The 22,765-nt window shown below is 55.2% G+C and carries 19 protein-coding genes; 11 read left to right on the forward strand and 8 right to left on the reverse strand.

Annotated elements, in window-relative coordinates; all coding sequences use genetic code 11:
* The first annotated feature begins 10 nt into the window (after window positions 1-10).
* From F8562_RS23480 to F8562_RS23490, 3 genes are read left to right on the forward strand one after another with little or no spacing between them, the layout of a single operon-like run.
* Entirely contained in the window at window positions 11-2,497 is a 2,487-nt protein-coding gene (locus F8562_RS23480) for a fimbria/pilus outer membrane usher protein (RefSeq protein ID WP_014839452.1), read from the forward strand.
* The gene (locus F8562_RS23485) at window positions 2,488-3,483 is read left to right on the forward strand and encodes a fimbrial protein (protein WP_004124708.1); all 996 of its coding nucleotides are present in this window, start codon (window positions 2,488-2,490) and stop codon (window positions 3,481-3,483) included. Before F8562_RS23480 ends, F8562_RS23485 begins: the two co-directional genes overlap by 10 nt.
* A 14-nt stretch (window positions 3,484-3,497) precedes the next feature.
* A complete protein-coding gene (locus tag F8562_RS23490) occupies window positions 3,498-4,148 on the forward strand; it encodes a fimbrial protein (RefSeq protein ID WP_014226696.1) in 651 nt (216 codons plus the stop codon).
* Window positions 4,149-4,205: 57 nt separating this feature from the next.
* On the opposite strand, the gene F8562_RS23495 is transcribed toward F8562_RS23490, so the two are convergent.
* From F8562_RS23495 to F8562_RS23520, 6 genes are all read right to left on the reverse strand, one after another.
* Window positions 4,206-4,922, reverse strand: coding sequence for an EAL domain-containing protein (locus F8562_RS23495; RefSeq protein ID WP_032694725.1), 717 nt, complete (start codon window positions 4,920-4,922; stop codon window positions 4,206-4,208).
* Between the two features lie 138 nt (window positions 4,923-5,060).
* The gene (locus F8562_RS23500) at window positions 5,061-5,645 is read right to left on the reverse strand and encodes a helix-turn-helix transcriptional regulator (RefSeq protein WP_032694724.1); all 585 of its coding nucleotides are present in this window, start codon (window positions 5,643-5,645) and stop codon (window positions 5,061-5,063) included.
* A 4-nt stretch (window positions 5,646-5,649) separates the two neighbouring features.
* Window positions 5,650-6,351: a flagellar brake protein gene (locus F8562_RS23505; protein WP_014226694.1), complete on the reverse strand. Its 702-nt coding sequence runs from the start codon at window positions 6,349-6,351 to the stop codon at window positions 5,650-5,652.
* 388 nt (window positions 6,352-6,739) lie between these two features.
* A complete protein-coding gene (locus F8562_RS23510) occupies window positions 6,740-7,612 on the reverse strand; it encodes an aldo/keto reductase family oxidoreductase (RefSeq protein WP_014226693.1) in 873 nt (290 codons plus the stop codon).
* A gap of 116 nt (window positions 7,613-7,728) precedes the next feature.
* A complete protein-coding gene (locus F8562_RS23515) occupies window positions 7,729-8,958 on the reverse strand; it encodes an amino acid permease (RefSeq protein WP_014226692.1) in 1,230 nt (409 codons plus the stop codon).
* A gap of 136 nt (window positions 8,959-9,094) precedes the next feature.
* On the reverse strand, window positions 9,095-9,556 hold the full coding sequence (locus F8562_RS23520) for a multidrug/biocide efflux PACE transporter (RefSeq protein ID WP_009651689.1): 462 nt from the start codon (window positions 9,554-9,556) through the stop codon (window positions 9,095-9,097).
* A gap of 96 nt (window positions 9,557-9,652) precedes the next feature.
* Here F8562_RS23520 and F8562_RS23525 point away from each other — a divergent pair, with 96 nt between their 5' ends.
* From F8562_RS23525 to F8562_RS23535, 3 genes are all read left to right on the forward strand, one after another.
* Window positions 9,653-10,525 (forward strand): LysR family transcriptional regulator, encoded by an 873-nt coding sequence (locus F8562_RS23525; protein WP_014226691.1) that lies wholly within the window; start codon window positions 9,653-9,655, stop codon window positions 10,523-10,525.
* Window positions 10,526-10,654: 129 nt separating this feature from the next.
* Window positions 10,655-11,833, forward strand: coding sequence for an acetyl-CoA C-acetyltransferase (locus tag F8562_RS23530; protein WP_014226690.1), 1,179 nt, complete (start codon window positions 10,655-10,657; stop codon window positions 11,831-11,833).
* Between the two features lie 242 nt (window positions 11,834-12,075).
* Entirely contained in the window at window positions 12,076-12,771 is a 696-nt protein-coding gene (locus tag F8562_RS23535; protein WP_042934167.1) for a porin, read from the forward strand.
* 216 nt (window positions 12,772-12,987) lie between these two features.
* On the opposite strand, the gene F8562_RS23540 is transcribed toward F8562_RS23535, so the two are convergent.
* Window positions 12,988-14,163 (reverse strand): oligogalacturonate lyase family protein, encoded by a 1,176-nt coding sequence (locus F8562_RS23540; protein WP_014839447.1) that lies wholly within the window; start codon window positions 14,161-14,163, stop codon window positions 12,988-12,990.
* Between the two features lie 542 nt (window positions 14,164-14,705).
* Between F8562_RS23540 and kduD the strand changes: the two genes are divergently transcribed.
* Both kduD and F8562_RS23550 read left to right on the forward strand, forming a co-directional pair.
* Complete coding sequence (gene kduD, locus F8562_RS23545) at window positions 14,706-15,467, forward strand: 2-dehydro-3-deoxy-D-gluconate 5-dehydrogenase KduD (protein ID WP_004124661.1); 762 nt, start codon at window positions 14,706-14,708, stop codon at window positions 15,465-15,467.
* A gap of 311 nt (window positions 15,468-15,778) precedes the next feature.
* Window positions 15,779-17,197 carry a sugar porter family MFS transporter gene (locus F8562_RS23550; RefSeq protein ID WP_094909269.1) on the forward strand — a complete coding sequence of 473 codons (1,419 nt, stop codon included), beginning with the start codon at window positions 15,779-15,781 and terminating at the stop codon, window positions 17,195-17,197.
* Here F8562_RS23550 and F8562_RS23555 read toward each other — a convergent pair whose 3' ends face one another.
* On the reverse strand, window positions 17,198-18,193 hold the full coding sequence (locus tag F8562_RS23555) for a LacI family DNA-binding transcriptional regulator (protein ID WP_014226686.1): 996 nt from the start codon (window positions 18,191-18,193) through the stop codon (window positions 17,198-17,200).
* A 240-nt stretch (window positions 18,194-18,433) separates the two neighbouring features.
* Here F8562_RS23555 and F8562_RS23560 point away from each other — a divergent pair, with 240 nt between their 5' ends.
* The 3 genes from F8562_RS23560 to F8562_RS23570 all read left to right on the forward strand — a co-directional run bounded on the left by F8562_RS23560 (window position 18,434) and on the right by F8562_RS23570 (window position 22,596).
* On the forward strand, window positions 18,434-19,675 hold the full coding sequence (locus F8562_RS23560; RefSeq protein WP_014226685.1) for an MFS transporter: 1,242 nt from the start codon (window positions 18,434-18,436) through the stop codon (window positions 19,673-19,675).
* Window positions 19,676-19,693: 18 nt separating this feature from the next.
* Window positions 19,694-21,127, forward strand: a complete 1,434-nt coding sequence (locus tag F8562_RS23565) for a glycoside hydrolase family 32 protein (RefSeq protein ID WP_179294843.1) — start codon at window positions 19,694-19,696, stop codon at window positions 21,125-21,127.
* A gap of 122 nt (window positions 21,128-21,249) precedes the next feature.
* Window positions 21,250-22,596 carry a carbohydrate porin gene (locus F8562_RS23570; RefSeq protein ID WP_014226683.1) on the forward strand — a complete coding sequence of 449 codons (1,347 nt, stop codon included), beginning with the start codon at window positions 21,250-21,252 and terminating at the stop codon, window positions 22,594-22,596.
* Window positions 22,597-22,765: the final 169 nt, after the last annotated feature.

Genomic DNA, 22,765 nt, shown 5'->3' on the forward strand with positions numbered 1-22,765 from the left:
GGAAACGATCATGAAGCAGAGGTCAATCTGCCCGGGAAGATTAAGCACGGCTATCGCGGTTGCGCTGTGCTGCTTTCCGCCATTTTCCAGCGGACAGGAAAACCCGGGAACGATCTATCAATTTAACGATGGTTTTATCGTCGGCAGTCGCGAAAAGGTCGACCTGTCGCGCTTCTCGACCAGCGCTATCAGCGAGGGCGTCTACTCCCTTGATGTCTATACCAACGGCGAATGGAAAGGGCGCTACGACCTGAAAATCACCGCAGGTAAAGACGGCAAAATGGGCGTCTGCTATACCAAAGCGATGCTGATGCAGTATGGGATTTCGCCGGAAAAATTAAATCCGCAGCTCAGCGAAAAAGAGGGCTTCTGCGGACGCCTGCAGGAGTGGCGTCACGAAGATAACGTCAAAGACACGCTGATTCAGTCCTCCCTGAGACTGGATATTGCCGTACCGCAAATCTACGAAGATCAGCGCCTGAAAAACTTTGTCAGCCCGCAGTTCTGGGATAAAGGCGTTGCGGCGCTGAATTTAGGCTGGATGGCCAACGCCTGGAACAGCCATATCTCCTCGGCCAACGGTTCCGATAACAGCAGCGCGTATCTTGGCGTTAACGCGGGCCTGTCGTGGGACGGCTGGCTGCTCAAGCATATCGGTAACCTGAACTGGCAGCAGCAGCAGGGGAAAGCGCACTGGAACAGCAACCAGACCTATCTGCAGCGGCCGATTCCGCAGATTAACTCGATAGTCAGCGGCGGGCAGATTTTTACCAACGGCGAGTTCTTTGACACCATCGGCCTGCGCGGGGTTAACCTGGCGACCGATGACAATATGTTCCCCGACGGCATGCGCTCCTACGCCCCTGAAATTCGCGGCGTGGCGCAAAGCAACGCCCTGGTGACGGTGCGCCAGGGCAGCAATATTATCTATCAGACCACGGTGCCGCCGGGGCCGTTTACCCTGCAGGATGTCTATCCTTCCGGCTACGGTAGCGACCTTGAAGTGTCGGTTAAAGAGGCCGATGGTTCGGTCGAAGTATTCAGCGTACCTTACGCCTCGGTAGCGCAGCTGCTGCGTCCGGGGATGACCCGCTACGCGCTCTCCGCCGGTAAAGTCGACGATAGTTCGCTGCGTAATAAACCGATGCTCTATCAGGGAACCTGGCAGCATGGTTTAAATAACCTGTTTACCGGCTATACCGGCGTCACCGGATTTGATGACTATCAGGCGTTCCTGCTGGGGACCGGGATGAATACCGGCATCGGCGCGCTCTCATTCGACGTGACTCACTCGCGGCTGAAGAGCGATACCCTTGACGAGCACGGTCAAAGCTATCGCGCCACCTTTAACCGCATGTTTACCGAAACCCAGACCAGCATCGTGCTGGCGGCGTATCGCTACTCCACCAAAGGCTACTACAACCTGAACGACGCCCTCTACGCCGTCGATCAGGAGAAGAACTACAACAGCAACTACACCGTGTGGCGCCAGAAAAACGGGATGACCTTTACCGTCAACCAGAACCTGCCGGACGGCTGGGGCGGTTTTTATCTGAGCGGCCGGGTGGCGGATTACTGGAACCGTTCGGGAACGGAGAAGCAGTACCAGTTTAGTTACAACAACATGTACGGTCGGCTCTCGTGGTCGGTCAGCGCCCAGCGCGTCTATACCCCGGATAGCTCAGGCCACCGTCGCGACGATCGCGTGTCACTCAACTTTAGCTACCCGCTGTGGTTCGGTGAAAACCGTACGGCTAACCTGACGTCGAATACCGCGTTTAATAACTCACGCTTCGCCAGTTCGCAGATTGGCGTCAACGGTTCGCTGGATAGTGAAAACAACCTCAACTACGGCGTGTCGACCACGACCTCGACCGGCGGCCAGCACGATGTGGCGCTGAACGGCAGCTACCGTACCCCGTGGACCACGCTGAACGGCAGCTATAGCCAGGGCGAAGGCTATCGCCAGAGCGGCGTAGGCGCCAGCGGGACGCTGATCGCGCATCAGCACGGCGTCGTATTCTCGCCGGAAAGCGGCACCACCATGGCGCTGATCGAAGCGAAAGACGCCGCGGGCGCGATGTTGCCCGGCTCGCCGGGTACCCGCATCGACAGCAACGGCTACGCCATTCTGCCGTATCTGCGGCCTTACCGGATAAATTCCGTTGAAATTGACCCGAAAGGCAGCAACGACGATGTCGCCTTCGGCAGTACCGTGGCGCAGGTGGTGCCGTGGGAAGGGAGCGTGGTCAAGGTCTCCTTCGATACCACGCTGCAGAACAACGTCACTCTGCAGGCGCGTCAGGCAAACGGTCTGCCGCTACCGTTCGCCGCCACGATTTACAACCCCTCCGGGAAAGAGATCGGCGTGGTGGGCCAGGGCAGCATGATGTTTATCAGCGACGCCAGCGCGCCGAAGGCCACGGTTAAGTGGAGCGGCGGACAGTGCTCGGTGGAATTAAGTCAGGAAAAAACAAAGGAAACGCTATGTCGCTAATGAAAAAACTGACGCTTTTTATTGGCTTAATGGCGATGGGGACCACGTCGGCATGGGCGTACTGTACGCGCCTGTCGCAGCCGACGGTTAGCCTCGACATGGTTGTGGGCCGGGTGGTGGTTCCGCCGGATCTGCCGGTAGGCTCGGTGATCGTGTCCCGGGACTGGACCATGTCGGCGCCGGGCGGGGCCAGCTATAGCTGCAGCAGCGGCACTAACCGCTTTGTGGCCAAAATCGTCGCCCCCGGGGCGACCGATCTGGGAAATAAAATTTATTCCACCAACGTGCCCGGGATCGGCCTGCGGTTCAGCCGCGGCGGGGCGACGGTCAATATTATCTACCCTGACACGTTCTCCAGCTACGTCAGCCGGACCACGAATTACTCGCTGGAAGGCTCCCGCTTTACGCTGGAGGTGATTAAAACCGCGAGCGTGACCGGCAGCGGAACCCTGGCGGCAGGTAAGTACACCTCTTACGACTGGGAGAACGGCAATAACCCGATCCTCGAAACCCGCCTGAGCGCCAACGCCATCACCGTGGTATCGCCCTCATGTACCATCCTGAGCGGCAAAAATATGAACGTCGATGTCGGCACCATCAAGCGCAGCGATCTCAACGGCGTCGGCACCACCGCGGGCGGAAAGGATTTTAATATTGAGCTGCAGTGCAGCGGCGGGTTAAGCGAGTCGGGATACGCCAATATCCAGACCTCTTTCTCCGGCACGCTGGCTACCGGCACCACGGTGAGCCGAGGCGCGCTGCTGAACGAAAAATCCGGCTCCTCGTTGGCGAAAGGAATTGGTATCCAGGTCCTGAAAGAGGGCGTACCGCTGGAATTCAACAAGAAATACAGCGTCGGTACGCTGCGCACGCAAGAAACCCGATACATCACCCTGCCTCTGCATGCGCGTTTCTATCAATATGCGCCGACCACCAGTACCGGTGAGGTGGAGTCGCACATGATCTTTAACCTGACGTACGATTAATTCGGGAGGCGGGTATGCGTGATTCAGCACAATATAAAAATAGCAAACGACTCATTCAGCTGGCGCTGATCGGCGGGATGCTGATGGCCTCCCCGGCGTCGGGTTTTGAGACCAACTACGATCGAGGGCGGGTGGATTTTGCCGGACGGGTGACGGATATCTCCTGTAGCGTGGCGCTGAACGGCGGCAACAACGCGGGGAGCGGCAGCGTCTGGCTGGCGCCGGTCAGCCTGGCCGAAGTACACGATCGCGGCGCCGGGGCATTTATGAAGCCGCAGCCTTTTACGCTGGAACTCTCGAACTGCCAGCTGCGTCACGACGGCGGCGCGGCGGATAAAGACGAGATCCGCCTGGTTAACGTCCGCTGGGTTGACGGCTTTACGGTCAATGCGGTGGGCAATGAAAATGCTGGCTATCTGAGGAATACGCGGGCGGACGGCGCCAGCCATATTTTCCTCGCGCTGTCGACCAATGATAATAATACCCTCGATAAAAGTAATAAAATCGTCCCGGCCGACCCCTTGCAAAACCGGGTGCCGCTGGTCGAAAAAGCGGTCGATGGCGGCGTATTTACCTATTACATCGGCTACGTGACCCCCGCGCCGGAAAAAGCAACCAGCGGCCCGTTGACCAGTTGGGCAACATGGGAGCTCGTTTATAATTGAAGGGGAGAGGGTATTGCGCGAGTATGACATTTGATGCCGGAGTTATCCGGCATTTATTTATGCGGTGATATCTTCCTGGACCAATTGTTCAATGCTCACTTCCTTCCAGTAGTGTCCCTGAATAGCAAACCATTCCATGCCCTGCAACCAGGCCTTATGCGCTTCGCTTTCTACACCTTCAATAATCACATTATGGTGGTTGCGGGAAAGGAAAGTGACGAGGGCATCCATTAACGGACGACCGGAATCTTTTTGCATTAAAAGCCAGAAGAAGTCTTTATCGATTTTGACATAATCGAAGTGATAGTCGCGAATAGCGTGAATACCGGCGTTGCCAGAGCCAAAATCATCGAGCCAGAGCGTAGTGCTTTGCGGGTTATTCCAGGTTGCGAGAGCATTATTCAAAAGATTATGGGAATTCTCGGTCACTTCAAAATGGACGCAGCCGATTTGGTCGACGAGCGCTTTAATCTCCGGGCGTTGCAATACGTTAAGTATATGGTCATCAACATTAATCGTCGCCGAGATAGCATTTTGCTTAAACCACTGTTTATGTTTTTCAATAAGCGCCAGCTGTTCCATAAAAATGCTTTCGCGTAGTCCCGTATTGGCGTAGCGAAAGAAGTTTTCCGGCGATATAGAGAGGTGGTCAAAGCGGCTCAGGCACTCAACGGCGACGAGCGTACCTTTTGGGGAAAACATTTTTTGAAAGACATAACGAACGGATATATCGCTACGTGATAAATTATGCCTGGAAAAAAGAGTTGCGTTCATTATCTCTCGTCAAAAATCAGGTCAGAGGTAAAGAGAGGAGAATATTATAGGTGACCTTTCTACCTATGGGAATGATTATTAATGGCTTATCGCCAATAAATTATCGGGTTTTGATTGGTCACCCACATATTTTTGGTTTTAGCACTGGTACATATTGACTATGCTTTTGTTCATTGTTCGCGAGTTATTCATCCCGAGTTTCTTCATAATATGTACCTTATGGCTGTGGACCGTTTTATGATCAATGTCGAGAAGCACCGCAATCCTTTTACTGTTATTGCAGGCAATAATTAACTCCAGCACCTGAAGTTCCCTGGCGGTCAGCTTGCGGCGGGTGCATAGCCCCTGGCAGCCCTCGGCGGTTAAGGGCCTGCTGATGATGGCTGAGTAATCTGCCAGCGAGGATTTTTCGGTCAGAATCAACAGGTTTTCCAGATCAAGCAGCTCCCGGAACAGGCTGGACAGCTCGCTTTTGACGATCAGCACCAGCAGCGCGCAATGCGTCAGGCGCTTGCGCAAAGTGTTCAGTAATGCGACCGTTGTGGCCGCAGAGATATCTTTGTGGATGATATTGATAATAACGGTGGCTGCCGGGGAGGCGCTGACCCCTTTCACAATATCCTGAAATTTCAGGGTGGTGATATCCCTGGCGCGATCAATCATATAATCATGGATTGATTGCCCGATGATATTGTCATCTGTGTAAAGTAATATACTGTCCAATGGTTCAGACTCTCTTTTTTCTCTTGGCTTCCATAATCAAGTCGAGCAGCACTTTTTCTATTCGCTTCTTGTTATCAAGATGGCGAAATTTAAACTGACAGGAGATCTGGTAGTAGCTATCTGACTTCTCGTTATCATCTAAAGTCACCATAACAACATTTTTTATAACTAAATCTACGGTGATTTCGCCATATTCAGCGAGGGCGAGGATAGCGTTCTTGAGGATGGCGTTATGGCTGAGGAATTTCAGATTGGGGCTCCTGGTCATCAGCGCGCAACCGCCGTCCGAAATGTCTTTGATTTCGAATAGATAGTTTTCTCCGTTTTTGTGTCGGCCGTGACAGAAGAATTCGTGCTCGTGGCGCAGACGGAATCGGGGATCGCGCCGGCGTTGTACCACCTGGATACACTCCGGTAAGGTAAATGCGACCTTCCTGCATTTCCCTTCACCGCCGGCATAGCTTTTCTTTAGCGTAGAGCAAAACTCGATTTTCCCTGAATCGCTATGCAGAATAAATTTAACTTTATGCCCCGCGGGGATTTTGCTGGTGGTGGAGATATGAAACTCGGCAAAATCTACCCGCGTTAGCTGGGTAATAGTGCTTTTGTTATTAACAAAAACTTCTATCTCCGCCTGCTTTCGGAGCTCTTCCCTGAAAATAGCAATAATTTCATACTTACTCGTCTTTATCGTTCCCTCTGTCATGTGAAATCCTTGTAAATTGTTATTGTGTGTGGTCGATTTTTTATATAGCAATACAAACATTCTGATTGTGTTAACCAGATGTTTTTATGAGCATTTGATGTTGTTAGCTATCTTTGCAGCTAAATTGATTTGTATAAACTTTGAATGAGATATTGTTTTTCCTGTAATCAAGAGTTCGAAAATTTTGGCGAGACAAAAACGACAGAAGCCTCCATTTAGGAGGCCAGTCGAAAAAGTTTAAATCTATGCTTTGCATAGGGTTATCCGTAAGAGAATAAAGCGGATAACGCCTAATTTGTAGGATGTATAGTGCCAGTGGCGTTAAGGTAATTCCAGGCAAATATTGAGGAGAAGGCTTCTGCGAATATCGATCCGCAGAAGCCTGAAATCAGGAGTGGGGCTGGAGATTATCCAGAATGGCTAACGCTTCTGGTGGAAGCGTTAATTGCGCGGCGGCCAGATTCTCGTGCAGATGCTGTAGCGAGGAGGTGCCCGGAATGAGCAGGATATTCGGCGAGCGCTGGAGCAGCCAGGCCAGCGCCACCTGCATCGGCGTGGCGTCAAGCGAAGCGGCGACGTCGTTAAGCTCCCGGGCCTGAAGCGGGGTAAAACCGCCGAGGGGGAAAAAGGGCACCCAGGCGATATTTTGCGCCGCCAGCTCGTCGATCAGCGGATCATCCTGACGGTTCGCCACGTTATATTGGTTCTGAACGCAGACGATTGGCGTCAGTTTTTGCGCATCGCTCACCTGTCTGGCGGTGACGTTACTCAGCCCGATATGGCGAATCAACCCGCGTTCTTTCAGCTCCAGAAGGGTGGTTAAGGGCCCCTCCAGCGAACCTTCAACCGGGCCATGCGTGCCGAGCATACTGCGCAGGTTCACCACCTCAAGCACGTCGAGGCCCAGATTGCGCAGATTGTCCTCCACCGCCGCAGTGAGCTCCGCGGGCGACATCGCGGGCAGCCAGTTGCCTTTATCGTCGCGGCGAGCGCTGACTTTGGTGACGATGCACAGATCGGCGGAATAGGGATGCAGCGCCTGGCGAATGAGCTGATTAGTCACGTGTGGACCGTAAAAATCGGAGGTATCAATATGATTGACGCCCGACTCGACCGCTTCCTGCAGTACGCGGATAGCGGTTTGCGGATCTTTTGGCGGGCCGAAAACGCCGGGCCCCGCAAGCTGCATCGCCCCGTATCCCAGACGATAAACCTGACGATCGCCTAACGTCGCAGTACCGGATAATTTTACGCTGGACATATAAACCCCCGCTTTCTTGGTGTGCAAGGGATAAGTGTATGTCCGTCAGGGAGATTGGTGGGGGGAGAATGTTGGCAGAACGTGCGGCGAGGAAAAGACTCGCCGCACGAAGAGGATTAGCTAAAAAACATCACCGACACGCAGAGCAAACCGACAACCAGGGTAATAAAGCTACCTACCGAGCGGTAGGGCTTCAGCGCCGGAATAAGATACGTCGAGAGGGTTGGCATGATGAACAGGATCATCGCGATAAGCGGGCCGCTGACGGCGTAAATCATTGAGATAGCGTTGGGATTGATAAAGCACACCACGAAGGTCAGCGTCGAAACCAGCAGGATCGACATCGCCCGGTTAAACGCGCGGCTTTTACGAATCCCCGCCTGGGCGAGGGACGTTTTGACGATTTCACTGGCCCCTTCAATCACGCCAAAATAGGTGCCAAGGAACGATTTCGACATCGCCACCACCGCCACAATAATCCCGGTGATCGCCAGCCACGCCGGCGACCCCGGCATCATCGACAGGGCGGAAAGAATAGTGACCCCTTGATGGCGGGCGGTTTCAATATAGCCCGCCGGTATCGACAGCAGGCAGCTGAAGACGAAAAACAGCACGCTGGCGCAGATGAGGGTGTAGGCCACCTTCATGATTTTTTTGCATTTACCCATGGCCTGCTCGCCGTATTTCTCCTGCTGATCGATAGCAAAAGTCGATATGATCGGCGTATGGCTAAAAGCGAAAACCATCACGGGAATCGAGATCCAGATTTGGTGGAACGTGTGCGGGGTCAGCTGCATCTGGCTGGTCAGATAAGCCGGCTGCCAGCTCCCCATTAAATAGATGGAGAGGAACAGGAAACAGGCGATCAGCGGGAAGACTAAAAAGCCCATGACTTTAATCGTGACGTGGCGGCCCATTAAAAAGATCAGATTCAGCACCAGCACCACGCCCAGGCTGAGCAGCGCCCTGACCTGAGAAGTGATGGGCACATGTCTGGAGAGCTGCTCCGCGAGCGAGTTCGTAATGGCGACGGCGTAGATCAGCACCACCACGAAAAAGGCGAGGAAATAGAGGCCGGTAATCAGGCTACCGATCTTTTTACCGTAATAGTGATTAACGGCGCCGGTGATCCCTGCGCCCGGGGCGATGTTGGCGGAGAGAATAAACTGGCTCAGCGCTTTATGCGGCCAGTAGGTTAACGGCCAGGCGACCAGCGCGGTGATGAACAGAACGATAGCGCCCGCGGATCCCAGTTGGATCGGCAAGAATAACGTGCCAGCGCCTACAGCAGTGCCATATAAGGCGAAACTCCAGAGAGTTTCTTCTTTAGACCAAATTTTAGACATTATGCGACTTTATCAACCAGAAAACGAACAAAAAGGAGTGCAATTTAGCACATTTATGCGTGGGCTGTGGCGATAGTTTCTGGCGAAGAAATGAAGCGGCGGAGCGCCCGTTACCGGCCGGGCGCTTTGCTAAAGATTACTGGCGGGCGGCGATCCGCTGCTGGCGAACCTTGATGACCCGCTCGCGCAGCATATCCCAGACCCAGTTAAAGGCCATGGTGTAGGGCAGGAAGAACAACATAAAGCCGATTTCCAGCATAAACGCCTGCATCAGCGAAACGCCCAGCACCAGCGCGACCATCGTGACGCCGATAATAATAAAGCCTGACTCGAAGCCGATCGCGTGCAGCGCGCGGACCCGCAGGGTACGGACGACCCGGGTTACCGGCCACAGCCGGTCGAAGAGGGCGTTATAGATAATGTTCCAGACCATCGCCAGCGTCGCGAGCAGGATACTGAGCCCGCCCATTTCAACGACCGAACGCTGCATGAGCCATGCGGCGGTTGGGGCGAGGATCAGCGTCGCCAGACCTTCAAAGCTTATCGCGTGGATTACCCGTTCCGTCAGCGTTTTGCGCTGGGCGTTGACTTGTTGCATGGCTTGTTGCCTCCGGTCTTTATATGAAATTACCCGGCATTTTATGGATAAATGTGATAAACGAAAGATAGTATCCATCGATAAAGTAGATAGTTCATGCGCTATTCTCCCGAAGCTTTAACCGCGTTTGTCGAATCCGTGGCCTGCGGTTCATTCTCAGCCGCGGCGCGGCGGCTGCGCAAAAGCCAGTCCACCATCAGCACCGCAATCGCCAACCTGGAAGCCGATCTTGGCGTGACGTTGTTCGATCGCACCTCCAGACAGCCGACGCTCACGCCGCAGGGCGAACAGGTGTTGAGCTACGTGAAGGCGATTCTGGCGGCCAGCGACAGGCTGGATGAGCTGGCCATTTCGCTGTCTGGCAACACCGAAGCGCGTCTGACCTTTGTGCTCTCCGATACGCTGCATCCCGATGTGCTGGAAGATCTGCTGGCGCAGTTCGATCGTCGTTTTCCGCACACCGAATTTGAGTGCCTGATTGGTGAAGACGACGACGTTATCGATCTGCTGCAAAAGGAGCGGGCGCAGGTGGGGCTGATTGAGGCCAGGGACAGCTACCCGACAGAGATAGGCAGTATCCGGCTGCCGATGCAAACCGAAATGGCTATCTTCGTGGCGCCCCGGCACCCGCTGGCGGCCCAGGGCAGCGTCACCCGCGATGAGCTGTTCAGCTGGCGCGAGCTGCGCCTGAGCACCTATCTGGAAAATACGGCGGAACCGGCGCGCGGTCTGGTATGGTCGGCGCCTAACTATCTGCTGCTGTTCAGCATGGCGGCGCAGGGGTTGGGATGGTGTATTTTGCCCAGCGCGCTGGTGGAGGAGTTCGCCGGGAGCGGAAGCCTGGTGGCGCTGGATATTGCCGGCTGGCCGCGGATGATCTCCACCGATTTGCTGTGGAATAAAAAGGCGCCGCCGGGAGAAGCGGGAAGCTGGCTGCGTCAGCATCTGCAGGGGCACGGGCGCGAATAGGGGCCATTTTTGCCATCCCGACGATCTTTGTGATTCCCCTCACTTTTTTTAAACAATTGCGAAAATTTTTGATAACAATTCACTACTATGATGCTGTTTCTTTGCGCAGAGGCGGAGCAGAGGTAGAGGATGAAAGATGTCGTAATCGTCGGCGCGTTGCGAACGCCAATCGGCTGTTTTCAGGGCGCGCTGTCGCGTCATTCGGCGGTGGAGCTGGGCAGCGTGGTGGTGAAGGCGCTTGTTGAGCGCAGCGGCGTCGATCCGCAAAGTATTGATGAGGTGATCCTCGGCCAGGTGCTGACGGCAGGAACCGGACAGAATCCGGCGCGTCAGTCGGCGATCCGCGGCGGGCTGCCAAACACCGTTTCTGCTATTACCATCAACGACGTCTGCGGTTCCGGACTGAAGGCGCTGCACCTGGCGACCCAGGCGATTCAGTGCGGCGAAGCGGACGTAGTGATCGCCGGCGGGCAGGAGAATATGAGCCGCGCCCCTCACGTGCTGACCGACAGCCGTACCGGCGCCCAGTTGGGCAATAGCCAGCTTATCGACAGCCTTGTCCACGATGGCCTGTGGGATGCGTTTAACGACTACCATATGGGCGTGACGGCGGAGAACCTGGCGCGCGAGTATGGCATCAGCCGTGAACTGCAGGATGCGTGGGCGCTTAGCTCGCAGCACAAAGCGCGGCGGGCGATTGATTCCGGACGCTTTCGCGATGAAATCGTGCCGGTGACCAGCGAACTCAACGGTACTCCGCGCCTGGTGGATACCGATGAGCAGCCGCGCGTCGACCCCAGCGCAGAAGCGCTGGCCAGCCTGCTGCCGACCTTTGACCAGCAGGGCTCGGTCACCGCCGGCAATGCCTCAAGCATTAACGATGGCGCGGCGGCGGTGATGATGATGAGCGAAGCTAAAGCCGAGGAGCTGGGGCTGCCGATTCTGGCGCGGATCCGCGCTTTTGCCAGCGTGGGCGTCGATCCGGCGCTGATGGGGATCGCGCCGGTCCATGCCACCCGTCGCTGCCTTGAACGCGCGGGCTGGAAGCTGGATGAAGTCGATCTTATCGAAGCCAACGAAGCCTTTGCCGCTCAGGCCATTTCGGTGGGCAGGGTACTGGAATGGGACGAGCGGCGGGTGAACGTGAACGGCGGCGCCATTGCGCTGGGCCACCCGATTGGCGCTTCCGGCTGCCGCATTCTGGTTTCCCTGGTGCACGAGATGATTAAACGCGATGCCCGCAAAGGGCTGGCCACGCTATGCATCGGCGGCGGCCAGGGCGTGGCGCTGGCGGTGGAACGCGAATAAGCCCTTTCTGATATATGCGTTAACTGAGCCTCCCTGTGGAGGCTTTTTTTTGCTTCCCGCCAGGCGTTACCCTGCCAAAAATTCCTTTCTGACGCGCTATTTTGTTGAGCGTTGTCACGTCTTTCTGTGCCACCTTTTTTGAAACAAATATTTACGATCGCGATCACTAAAACATTATTGCCTAAAAAATAAAATACGGTTTTATAAAAACGAAACGATATTTTAATTATGAGGGGTAATTTATGTTCGCAAGATCTCTGGCCCTTGCTGCACTCTGTGGCATGTCTTTCGCGGCTTCAGCCATCACGGTAGATTTACGTCACGAATTCATTGACGGCGGCAAATCGGATAAGAGCAACGCCGACCGCGTCTCCGTCTCCCATCGTTTCGCTAACGGCTTTGGCTTCTCCGTTGAGGCGAAGTGGAAGTCGGGCGGCGATAACACCAGCCAGCCTTATTCAGATTTCGTCGGTAATGGTCATGAAGAGAGCATTACCTGGCAGTGGAAGGCGAATAAAAACTTCTCGGTCACGCCGGGGTTCAATATTGAAAGTAACGATAGCCGCTCGATCTATAAGCCAAACCTGCGCGTGCAGTACAGCTTCGATAATGGCTTCTACGTCGCCGCCCGCTATCGTTACGACTATACCCGCTACCCGGCGAATGCAGGGAAAGATGATGACAAAGTTAACCGCGGCGATGCGTGGGCCGGTTACGTCTTCGGCGACTGGCGTACGGAGCTGAACTACGTTTATGCGCGCAGTACCGAAGGGGTTAAGCGCAACGACAACAAACCGTACTCGCAGGAGTACAACCTCAAGGTTGCCTACAAGCTGGATAAAAACTGGGCGCCGTACGGCGAGCTCGGCAACGTTGGCGTCAACGATCGCAGCGACCGCCAGACCCGTTTCCGCGTAGGTGTTGCCTACTCGTTCTAACTTAAAAAATGTCCTCATCGTTTACCCCGGAGCGGTCAGCCGGGGTTTTCCGTTGGTATTAATCCCTCTTCCCGGAACGGCGCAGTGCGCCCCATCGGCACGGAATGTAGCCCGGATAAGCGCAGCGCGATCCGGGGAAAACGCCGGGCATAAAAAAGCCCTCCGAAAGGAGGGCAAGGCCAGTTACAGAAACACTAACTCAAACAGTGGCTAACGCTATGCCTTCAGCATCTCAGGCTGGGGCGGCAGCTTCGCGATATACACGGCAGGTTTGCCGTCTTTATCGGAGCTGAACAAAATGGCGCTATCGTCCGGCGTAAAGGACGGGTGCGGGTGGGTAACCTGGCGACTATTGGCCACGGTTGCCCAGGAGGTATCGTGACGCGCAACGCGGAAATAGGCCTGCTTCGCGACATCGAAAGCGTACAGATACGGGTCGTTATCAATGGTGTAGCCGCTGGTGTCTTTGACGTCCACCGGGGTACCGGAACCATCGCCAACCAGCATCGTGCCGTCAAAGTTACTCATCAGATGCGAACAGGCCGGCATCTGCATCACCGCTTCATTAACGCCGGTATCCGGGTTGAAGCTGTAGATCGTCCGGCCCTGCTGGCCCTTCAGATAAGAGACGTACACCAGCGCGGAGCCGTTCGGTACCCAGAATTCGTGGGTGCAGCTTTCGCCTTCCGCATGCGCTTTGACTTTACGCACGTTGCTACCGTCTTCATTTACCATCCACATCCGCGCATCGACCAGGTCATGCGGCCCTTCATGGCAGAAGGCGACGGTATGGTCATCAAACGGACGATAAATCGGATGGCCCAGCCATTTCCTCTCTTCGTGGATCACGCTGCTTTCGCCGGTTTGCAGGTCGACGCGCAGCAGGCGGCAGTGGGGGCCTTTGTGGAAGAAATCGTGGAAAATCTGCCAGTCGTTGAGCGGCGTCCAGTCGTTTTTGGCAATCTCGATGCCAACCAGTTTGGTGCAATCGCTGTTGGCCACCCAGGTACCGTAGCCCACCCACTCATCGGCGACGCGATACACTTCACGCTCTTGCAGCGTGGTGAGGTTAACCTCCAGCAGCGTACGGTCGTTCTTCACGTAATAAAGGGATTTATCATCCGGAGAAAGGAAACCACCAAACGTGTTATCACCGGCGCCTTCCGTTAGCTGCACCGCCTCGGCCTTTGCGAGGTCCAGCAGATAGTAGTTCCAGTTGCCGTCGAATTCGCCGGCAAACAGCAGGTGGCTGCCATCGTTAAAAAAACACTTCTGATAGAAATAGTTACGATGACAGGTCACTTCCGGTGGGGTTAAGCGGGTGATCTCCGCGCCGGTGTCCGGATCGCGGCTGACGTCATAATTCAGTTTAACCCGCATGCCTTTAGCCATGATGTACTCCTTTTCCTTCCTGAGATGTCGCCCGCCTGCGTTGACCGGCCAGTGGAAGTAGATTTAAAAGATGAGTGTTAATTTATCAAAACATCGTTTCATTATTTGTGATGACGGACGCAATTCGCAACAACTTCTTGCTATAGATCGCGCTTTTTTGCTGACAGTACGGCCGGCATCCCCGCGCTCTTTGTTTTCCTGCCGTTTTTTTTCGATCCGCCGTCTTTTTTTAAAGTTTGAATAACTCATTGTATTTTATTGAATTAAATAGGAATTTCACGGTTTATCAATCACCGCTTCGTGATCTGTTTTGCATTTTTAACATTTAACAGCCTTAAAATTGAAACGATGTTTTAATAATAATTGAAAATGAATTTAGCCAGGGCTAAGATGTCCTCACTGTAAAACGGAACTCTGTTTTATTTTTAGAAGGGGCAATCCCTGCGAGTTCTTCAAACCATAAGGGTCTGCACAAGCCGCAGGCTGGACTATCAGAACCTTGCCTGTACCTACACAGGCTCTGAAAGATTAAGGAACCAAGTATGATTCTCGACGCATTCTCCCTGCAGGGCAAAGTAGCCGTGGTGAGCGGTTGTGATACGGGTCTGGGCCAGGGCATGGCGGTGGGCCTGGCGGAAGCCGGTTGCGATATCGTGGGTATCAATATTGTTGAACCGACGGAAACTATTGAGCGCGTTACGGCGCTGGGCCGTCGTTTTCTCAGCCTGACCGCCGATCTGCGCCAGATTGACGGTATCCCGCAGCTGCTGGAGCGCGCGGTGGCGGAGTTCGGCCATATCGACATCCTGGTTAACAACGCCGGCCTGATCCGTCGCGAAGACGCGATCGAATTCAGCGAGAAAAACTGGGACGACGTGATGAACCTGAACATTAAGAGCGTGTTCTTTATGTCTCAGGCGGCGGCGAAGCACTTTATTGCCCAGGGTACCGGCGGCAAGATTATCAATATTGCCTCAATGCTCTCTTTCCAGGGCGGGATCCGCGTACCTTCCTACACGGCGTCAAAAAGCGCGGTGATGGGCGTGACTCGTCTGCTGGCGAACGAGTGGGCGAAGCACGGCATCAACGTCAACGCGCTGGCGCCGGGCTATATGGCGACCAACAATACCCAGCAGCTGCGCGCCGACGAACAGCGCAGCAGCGAGATCCTCGACCGTATCCCGGCGGGACGCTGGGGTCTGCCGAGCGACCTGATGGGGCCGGTGGTCTTCCTGGCCTCCAGCGCTTCTGACTACATCAATGGCTACACCGTCGCGGTGGATGGCGGCTGGCTGGCGCGCTAATATTTGCCGCGTTATCAGCGCAAAATAGAACCCTGCTTCGGCAGGGTTTTTTTATGTCTGAATAACAATTGTCCATATGATGAAACTGAAATAGTCCATATGGTTTATTTGTTTTTGAGGTAAGTATCTATATGTAACAGGGGTTGTTGAAGATGAAATGCTTATTTTCTGCTCTTCTGAAAGTTGAATGTCCATCACAAAACCATTGCCTGTAGCAACTTAATCCATATCTTTGGCGTGTCCTGCCTGACACCTTACGCCGCCGATCCCGTAGTTTCATCGTATGTCTTACTTCGTCTGGCAGGAAAAAAATGACCACTCTCAGTCACGACTCTACAACCATGCCGCGTACGCAGCGCGATACCCGGCGCATGAATCAGTTTGTCTCCATTGCCGCCGCGGTGGCAGGGTTGCTGTTTGGCCTCGATATCGGGGTGATTGCCGGGGCGCTGCCCTTTATTACCGACCATTTTGTTTTATCCAGCCGCCTGCAGGAGTGGGTGGTGAGCAGCATGATGCTGGGAGCCGCCATCGGCGCGTTATTTAACGGCTGGCTCTCTTTCCGCCTCGGGCGCAAATACAGCCTGATGGTGGGCGCGGTGCTGTTCGTTGCCGGCTCCGTGGGCTCCGCGTTTGCGACCAGCGTCGAAATGCTGCTGGTGGCAAGGATCGTTCTCGGGGTCGCCGTGGGGATCGCCTCTTATACCGCGCCGCTGTACCTGTCGGAAATGGCGAGCGAAAACGTGCGCGGCAAGATGATCAGCATGTATCAGCTGATGGTGACGCTGGGTATCGTGATGGCGTTTCTCTCCGACACCGCGTTCAGCTATAGCGGCAACTGGCGGGCGATGCTTGGCGTACTGGCGCTGCCGGCGGTGGTGCTGATTGTTCTGGTGATCTTCCTGCCGAACAGCCCGCGCTGGCTGGCGGAAAAAGGGCGTCACGTGGAAGCGGAAGAGGTGCTGCGGATGCTGCGCGACACGTCAGAAAAAGCCCGTGACGAGCTCAACGAGATCCGCGAAAGCCTGAAGCTGAAGCAGGGCGGCTGGGCGCTGTTTAAGGTCAACCGCAACGTGCGGCGGGCGGTATTCCTCGGCATGCTGTTGCAGGCGATGCAGCAGTTTACCGGTATGAATATCATCATGTACTACGCGCCGCGCATCTTTAAAATGGCGGGCTTCACCACCACCGAACAGCAGATGGTCGCGACCCTGGTGGTTGGCCTGACCTTTATGTTCGCTACCTTTATCGCCGTCTTTACCGTCGATAAGGCCGGACGTAAGCCGGCGCTGAAAATCGGTTTTAGCGTGATGGCCATCGGCACGCTGGTGCTGGGCTACTGTCTGATGCAGTTTGATAACGGCACCGCCTCCAGCGGTCTCTCCTGGCTGTCGGTGGGGATGACCATGATGTGTATCGCCGGCTATGCGATGAGCGCCGCGCCGGTGGTGTGGATCCTGTGTTCGGAAATTCAGCCGCTGAAGTGCCGCGATTTCGGCATCACCTGCTCAACCACCACCAACTGGGTGTCGAACATGATTATCGGCGCGACCTTCCTGACGCTGCTGGACGCGATCGGCGCGGCAGGAACCTTCTGGCTTTACACCGCGCTGAACGTCGCCTTTATCGGCGTGACGTTCTGGCTGATCCCGGAAACCAAAAACGTCACCCTGGAGCATATTGAACGCAGGCTGATGTCCGGCGAGAAGCTGCGCAATATCGGCAATTAATTATAACGACTCGCGCGGCAGCCACGGGCTGGCTACTTTTACCGTCTCCCGATGGCTGTCGCCGTTAATAATGTGCTGGGCGCTCAGGCGCCCGATATCATAGTGCGGTAGCTGCACCGTTGAGAGCGACGGGAAAAACAGATCGCCAATCCCCACCATATTGTCATAACCCACCACCGCCACATCCTGCGGAATACGCAGCCCGCGCGCCAGCAGCGTCTGATAGACCATAAACGCGATGCGGTCGTTGCCGCAAATCACCGAGTCGAACTGCGGCTTGCGCTGTTGAATATGGGCCAGCACGACTGCGGGAATATCGCGATAGTGCTCATCGCCGTAGGCCATATAGCAGTGAGCGAGCGTATCCGGGTCAACACCCGCTTCCCGGCAGGCGCGTTCCAGCCCCTGACGGCGGCGGACGGTGGCCAGATGATTCGCCGGCAGATGCAGGCACAGCGGCCGGCGATAGCCCGCGGCCAGCAGAGCCTGTACCGCCGTATACTGACCCTGTTCGTCGTCCGGGATATAGCTGGCCACCGGGTCGTGCAGGCTTTCGCAGTTGGCCAGCACGCAGGGGAGGGTTAACAGCTTGGCCGGTAGCGGTACCTGACGCAGACCCATCGTGGTGTAGATAATGCCGTCCGGACGATGGGAGAGCAGCAGGTCGACGATAGCGTCCGGGCTATCGTCAGAGAACATGTTGACCACGAAGCTGTTCCAGCCGTGCGCCCGCGCGGTCTCTTCGATGGAGAGCGTAATCTCCACCGAGAACGGCGTGGTGACAGTATCCAGCGCCAGTACTCCGATGGTGTTTGGCGTCGCGTGAGCGCCGCGGATTTTCTTCGCCGACAGGTCGGGGACGTAGTTGGTCTCTTCGATAGCCGCCTGGACCCGAGCCAGGGTCTCCGGCTTGAGCCTTTCCGGGCTATTAAGCGCCCGGGAGACCGTCATTAGCGAGACATTCGCCAGCTTTGCTACATCCTTCAGAGATGCCATATTAAGTGCTCCACCCTTGCCGCCAGCAGCGGGGTCAACTAAGTTACTGATGTAAAAGGATCATACAATATTCTATCGTACACGTAGCGCGAGCGAAGAAGATGAATATTTGATCGAGATCTCATCCCTTTTATGTTAACGTTAACTTTTGTGATTAACATCATGAATCTCAACAAAACGAAGTGAGTTTCGCTTTTTGTTAACGTTACCATAATAGCATTACTCCAACATGAGAATGTCATGATGAAAGCGCATCACTCTCACAGCTATCCGTTACTCAGTGCGTTACTCTTTTTCTTTTTCGTGACCTGGTCCTCTTCAGGTTCGCTGCTCTCTATCTGGCTACATCAGGAAGTGGGACTTAAGCCGGGGGATACGGGAATTATCTTCTCGGTGCTTTCCGTCTCCGCGCTTTTCGCGCAGGTGTGCTACGGCTTTATTCAGGACAAACTCGGCCTGCGTAAAAATTTGCTCTGGTACATCACCGTACTGCTGATCCTCTCCGGCCCGGCCTATATGGCGTTTGGCTACCTCCTCAAAATTAACGTCTTACTCGGCAGCATCTTCGGCGGGATTTATATCGGACTGACCTTCAACGGCGGTATCGGCGTGCTGGAATCCTACACCGAGCGCGTCGCGCGCCAGAGCCAGTTTGAATTCGGCAAGGCGCGGATGTGGGGCTCGCTGGGCTGGGCGGTGGCGACCTTCTTCGCCGGTTTGTTGTTCAACATTAACCCGCACTTAAACTTCGCGGTGGCCAGCTGCTCCGGACTGGTCTTTTTTTTCCTACTGGCGCGACTGCGGGTCTCTTCCGCGCCGCATGCCATGCAGGAGGCGGTATCCGGCGGTAAAGTCACGCTGGAAGACGCCCTGCGTCTGCTGACCCTGCCGCGCTTTTGGGCGCTGGTCTTCTTCGTCATCGGCACCTGCATCTACGGCGTTTATGACCAGCAGTTCCCGGTCTACTTCTCTTCCCAGTTCCCGACCCTGCAGGAAGGCAACGCGATGTACGGCTACCTGAACTCGTTCCAGGTGTTCCTGGAAGCCGCCGGTATGTTCTGCGCGCCGTGGCTGGTTAACCGCGTCGGCGCGAAAAACGGCCTGATCTTCGCCGGAATGGTGATGGCCATGCGTATGGTGGCTTCCGGGCTGGTGGAGGGGCCGCTGCTGATCTCCATCACCAAGCTGCTCCACGCCGTCGAGCTGCCGGTATTGCTGGTATCTATCTTTAAATACAACAGCTTAAACTTCGACAAGCGTCTTTCATCCACGCTGTATCTGGTCGGCTTTGCCTGCACCAGCTCGGTTATCGCGACGGTTCTGTCGCCGCTCGCTGGCTATAGCTATGAGAAATACGGCTTCGCCCAGTCCTATCTGATTATGGGACTGCTGGTGTTCTGCACCACCTTTATCTCCATCTTCTTGTTGCGCTCCAGTAAGTCCTCTTCGGACCCGCTAATGCCGCAAACTTCCGCTATCTGAATCAAAAGAGTAATGAATATGACGTATTCAATTTCCCGGGCTGAGCAAGAACTGCAGGCTAAACATGAACAGCTGAACCTGCGCTGGTATCCGCGCTATCACCTGGCCGCCCGCGCGGGCTGGATCAACGATCCCAATGGCCTGGTCTGGTTTGACGGCTGGTACCACGCGTTTTACCAGCACCATCCGTACTCCACCAAATGGGGGCCGATGCACTGGGGTCACACGCGCAGTAAAGATCTGGTGCACTGGGAACATCTGCCGGTGGCGCTGGCCCCGGAAGGCCCCGAGGATAAAGACGGCTGCTTCTCCGGCTCCGCGGTGGTGGATGGCGATACGCTGGCATTGATTTATACCGGGCATAAATTTCATGGCGATCCCAGCGATGAAGCCAACCTTTATCAGGTGCAATGTCTGGCCACCAGCCGCGACGGGATTCACTTCGAGCGCCAGGGGATCGTGGTCGACACCCCGCCGGGCATGCACCATTTCCGCGACCCGAAAGTGTGGCGAGAAGGGGACAGCTGGTACATGATCGTCGGCGCTCGCGATGGCGACACCGGCCAGGTGCGGCTGTATCGTTCCGCCGATCTGCGCCAGTGGCAGGACGCCGGCGTCCTTGACGAGGCGGAAAAAGAGATGGGCTACATGTGGGAATGCCCGGATTTCTTCGCCCTCAACGGCAAGCATATTCTGATGTTCTCTCCGCAGGGGCTGGCGGCTAAAGGCTATCAAAACCGCAACCTGTTCCAGAGCGGCTATCTGCTCGGTGAATGGCGGCCGGGGCAGGCGTTTGTGCGTGAGGGCGAGTTTGTGGAAATGGATCACGGCCACGACTTTTATGCCCCGCAAAGCTTCCTCACTCCCGACGGCCGCCGCATTGTCATCGGCTGGCTGGATATGTGGGAGTCGCCGCTGCCGGAGCAGCAGGATGGCTGGGCAGGCATGCTGTCGCTGCCGCGTGAACTGAGCCTGAGCGCGGATAATCGACTGCAGATGCGCCCGGCGAAAGAGGTCGAGAGCATGCGCGGCGCCAGCTTCCCGTGGCCGGTGACGACCCTGAAAAACCAGCAGACCACGATGGTGGAGAACTGCGAAGCGATGGAGGTGATCCTGCACTGGGATGGCCTGAACAGCAGCGCCGAGCAGTATGGCCTCAGCTTCGGCGAAGGTCTGCGCGTTTACGTGGATGCGCAGATGCAGCGCCTGGTGCTCGAGCGGCACTATCCGCAGTATGGCCTGTGCGGCACCCGCAGCGTCCCGTTGAACGAAGGCGCCGATCTGAAGCTAAGGATATTCTTCGATAGCTCTTCCGTCGAAGTGTTTGTTAATGATGGCGAGGCCTGTCTTAGCAGCCGTATATATCCGGATGCCGATCGTCGCGAATTGGCTTTATTTGCCTGGAACGGTTCGGCGTATTTAACCGAAGCCGGCGCCTGGCAGCTGGAATAAGTTTTACTGAATAGTTGTTAATAACCCGTCTTCGACGATGGGCGGGTTATTATTGTCACTGTCGTCGAGCTTTACCCATAAATAAAAAATACTATTTAACTAAATAATAAAGGGTTATTCCGATGAATAAAATCTGGGTCGGGTGTGTTCTGACGTCTTTATTTACCCCTCTGGCTAATGCTCAGGCGCCGTTATCCCTTGAGGAGCGACTGGCACAAATGGAACAACGGCTAAAGGCGACAGAGCAGCGGGCGGCCAGCGCGGAGGCGGAAATCCGCGCGCTAAAAAAACAGGAGGCGCCAGCGACGACGGTGGCCAGCGCCGCACCGGCTAAACCCGCTTTACAACTTAATGATTATGGTGAATTAAAATTCTATGGCGATGTTGAGTTTAATATGGACGGCGCCAGCCGCACCGGTAGCCTGACGTCGGTGAAAACCAGCGCCAATAAAAACTGGGCGCCGGGAGATAAAGAGCGCTGGGATATTAACGGTCGTATTCTTCTGGGCTTTGATGGATTACGCAAAGGGGCTAACGGTAAATATGCCGGATTCAGCGTGCAGCCGCTGGCGGATATGAACGGTAAAATGAATCTTGATGATGCGGCCTTTTTCTTTGGTCAGCAGGATGACTGGAAAATTAAAATCGGTCGCTTCGAAGCCTACGATATGTTCCCGCTAAATCAGGATACGTTTGTTGAATATTCCGGCAACACGGCGAACGATCTGTATAGCGACGGCTACGGCTATATTTATATGATGAAAGAGGGGCGCGGACGCAGCAGCAGCGGCGGCAACTTCCTGCTGAGTAAAAATCTCGATAACTGGTATTTTGAGGTGAATACGCTGGTGGAGGACGGCAGCTCGCTGTTCGTGGACCAGAATTATCACGGCAACGCGCTGGATAACCGTAAAAATGTGGTTTACGTGCGTCCGGTCGCGGCCTGGCAATCCGGCGCCTGGTCGGTGGCGGCAGCGATGGAGAGTAACCTCGTTAATAATGCTTACGGTTATGAGAATCAGAATGGACGTTGGGTCGATCAGTCCAGCCGCACCGGCTACGGCATGACGATGAGCTGGAACACGCTGAAAACCGATGCCGAGGACGGGGCGGTGGTGAACTTAAGCACCGCGTATCTGGACGCGGCGGATGAAAAGGATTTCAGCGCCGGTATCAATGCGTTATGGCATCGCGTGGAGCTGGGCTATATCTATGCGCATAACAAAATCGACCAGTTTAATATGTCCGGCGTCAACGCGGAGTGTGATAGCGACTGCGCGATTCTGGCGCCGGGGCGCTACGACATTCACACCATTCATACCTCATGGCATCTGCCGAATATTATGGATATGCCGAACTTTAATATTTATCTCGGGGCCTATGCGTCATGGCTCGATTCATCGGCGATGAAAAGCGGCAACACCGATGAACGCTACGGTGCGCGGGTGCGGTTTAAATATTTCTTCTGACGGTCTTCCCGGGTCGCGGCGTAAATGCCTTACCCGGGCTACCGGAACTCAGACGGCAGTAGCCCGGGCAGGCGCTTTGCGCCGCCCCCGGGAGCTGCGCGCAGAGAGGCATAATCTCCCGGAGGCGATGGTACGCATCTGTCCGGGCTACCGGATCGCAGACGGCAGT

It is taken from the genome of Klebsiella sp. RCJ4 (assembly GCF_009025755.1).
In the GTDB taxonomy this organism is placed as follows: domain Bacteria; phylum Pseudomonadota; class Gammaproteobacteria; order Enterobacterales; family Enterobacteriaceae; genus Klebsiella; species Klebsiella michiganensis.